Raw genomic sequence first — 2,242 nt, 5'->3', positions numbered from 1 at the left:
AGATTTAGAAAAACAAGTATATGAATTTTATGGGAAAAAATACCCAGAACAAGGACCACTAACAAAATGGATAATAAAAAACCTAAAATAATAACAATTGCCAGCCTGAAAGGTGGTGTAGGTAAAAGCACAACTTCAATAATTTTTGCCACTCTTTTATCAAGGTCAAAAAAAATTCTTTTGATAGATATAGATACGCAAGCATCAATAACCAGTTTTTATTTTAATAACATACAAAACAAAAATGTTAATTTGGAAAATTCTAATATATATGAAATCTTAAAAGAAGGTGTTTTAGGAATAAGAGATGTTATTATCAATATTGATAACAATTTAGATCTAATACCTAGTTATTTAAGTTTGCATAAATTTAATCAAGAAGCAATTCCATTTAAGGAATTGAGATTAAAAAAGAAGTTAGAATCTATACAAGATAATTATGATTATATAATCATAGATACTCCACCAAGTCTAGACTTCACCTTGACAAACGCTTTAGTAAGTAGTCAATATGTTTTAGTCCCGATAACTGCTGAAAAATGGGCAGTTGAGAGTTTGGATCTTTTAGAATTTTATTCAAAAAAAATAGGAACTAATGCGCCAATTTTTATATTGGTAACAAGATTTAAAAAAAATAATACTCATAAACAATTACTAGACATTTTACAATTAAGAGAGGATTATTTAGGGATTATATCTGAAAGAGAAGATTTAAATAGGAGAATAGCAGAAAATGATAAATTTGATTTAGATAAAGATTACATTTGTGAGTATAAAAAAGTTCTTGAATGTTTTTTAAATAAGATGCAGGTTATACCATCTTTTGGATGGCATATATAAAAGGTGGTTTTTATATAAAAAAATTCCGGTGCCGGAAAAAAATATGAGGTGATTTATATATGAATATACAATTAAATAAAAGAAATTTATCTACTGATAACGATATTATTGTTAGGTATAAATCGTTAAAATCTCAATTAACTATAAATGTTAAATCTGAAATTTGTTCTAGATTAGAGACAATGAAAATTTTAAAAGAGATTAAAGATAATGAATATTATAAGCTAGATGGATATAAAAGTTTTGAAGATTTTACAAAAGATTATAAACTAGCAAAAACCCAAGCTTATGATTATTTAAGAATTGCTAATGCTATAGAAGAGGGAATAATAGAGGAAGAATTTCTAGTCCAAAATGGATTTAGACAAACTCTTTTTGTACTAAGAAATAAAGAAAGCATAACGGTTAAAAAATCCAAACAAAACCCAATAAAACCCTTAAGATTTCAGCTTAAAAAAAAAGAGAGCTATGATTTTTATAAAAAACATGCCAAATTTACAAGTTTTATGATGGATGAGATTTTTGAAAATCAAAAGGATTTTCTTAATAAGCTTTTAAAAAAATATAAAGAATTAAGAGGATAATAAGGGGAATTTTATGAACAATTTAGCGTATAAAACATATAACATAGAAAGTATAAAAAATGAATTTTTAAACATAGGGTTTAGTGAGGAGGCAATAGATTTTGTCTTTCTTCATAATGATAATTACAACTTTGAATATTTAAAAGAGAAATTGATTGATGTAGAAAAGAATTTACGAAAAGATATGTCTAATTTAGACTCTAAGATAGATAATGTAGAAAAGAATCTACAAAAGGATATATCAAATTTAGATTTTAAGATAGATGCTGTTAAAACTGAACTTACTACTAAGATAGATAATGTAGAAAAGAATCTACAAAAGGATATATCAAATTTAGATTTTAAGATAGATGCTGTTAAAACTGAACTTACTACTAAGATAGATACTGTAGAAAAGAATCTACAAAAGGATATATCAAATTTAGATTTTAAGATAGATGCTGTTAAAACTGAACTTACTACTAAGATAGATAGTTTAGATACTAAGGTAGATCTTGTAGAAAAAAATTTAGAAAAAGACATATCTATCTTAAATAGCAAGATAGATAATGTAGAAAATAATTTAAGAAAAGATCTTAATATGGGGAACAGATTAATCCATTTTATGATAATAACAGCAGCAATTCTTGGGCCAATTTTAAATGCATTATTTATGAAATATTTACAGTTCATTAAATAATAAATAGTATATAGTATATAATTTTCTTTTTTAAAGCATTATAATATAATGCTGGTGAACATTATTAGAAAATAACATTTTATTTTTGCTCTATTTTAAATTAAAACTTATTTAATTTTTTAACAAAAGAATTTAAATA

Annotated in this window: 4 protein-coding genes; all 4 read left to right on the top strand. The window is 24.1% G+C overall.

Going from position 1 to position 2,242, the window contains the following annotated elements; all coding sequences use genetic code 11:
- Positions 1-91 (top strand): DUF226 domain-containing protein (locus HNP68_RS06570; protein ID WP_183221634.1); only part of this gene is annotated, 91 nt, incomplete at its 5' end.
- On the top strand, positions 67-840 hold the full coding sequence (locus HNP68_RS06565) for a ParA family protein (protein ID WP_183221632.1): 774 nt from the start codon (positions 67-69) through the stop codon (positions 838-840). The genes HNP68_RS06570 and HNP68_RS06565, both read left to right, overlap by 25 nt.
- Before the next feature lie 59 nt (positions 841-899).
- Positions 900-1,424, top strand: a complete 525-nt coding sequence (locus HNP68_RS06560) for a chromosome replication/partitioning protein (RefSeq protein ID WP_183221630.1) — start codon at positions 900-902, stop codon at positions 1,422-1,424.
- A gap of 13 nt (positions 1,425-1,437) precedes the next feature.
- Positions 1,438-2,103, top strand: coding sequence for a Bdr family repetitive protein (gene bdr / locus HNP68_RS06555; RefSeq protein WP_183221628.1), 666 nt, complete (start codon positions 1,438-1,440; stop codon positions 2,101-2,103).
- Positions 2,104-2,242 lie beyond the last annotated feature (139 nt).

This window comes from Borreliella yangtzensis (assembly GCF_014201775.1).
Classification (GTDB): Bacteria; Spirochaetota; Spirochaetia; order Borreliales; family Borreliaceae; genus Borreliella; species Borreliella yangtzensis.
Note: the sequence above shows the minus strand (reverse complement) of the source record. Positions and strands in the feature narration are given on the sequence as shown.

Coding starts and splice junctions, on each gene's coding strand:
- bdr (WP_183221628.1), top strand. CDS start 1,438: ATGAACAATTTAGCGTATAAAACATATAACATAGAAAGTATAAAAAAT.
- HNP68_RS06565 (WP_183221632.1), top strand. CDS start 67: ATGGATAATAAAAAACCTAAAATAATAACAATTGCCAGCCTGAAAGGT.
- HNP68_RS06560 (WP_183221630.1), top strand. CDS start 900: ATGAATATACAATTAAATAAAAGAAATTTATCTACTGATAACGATATT.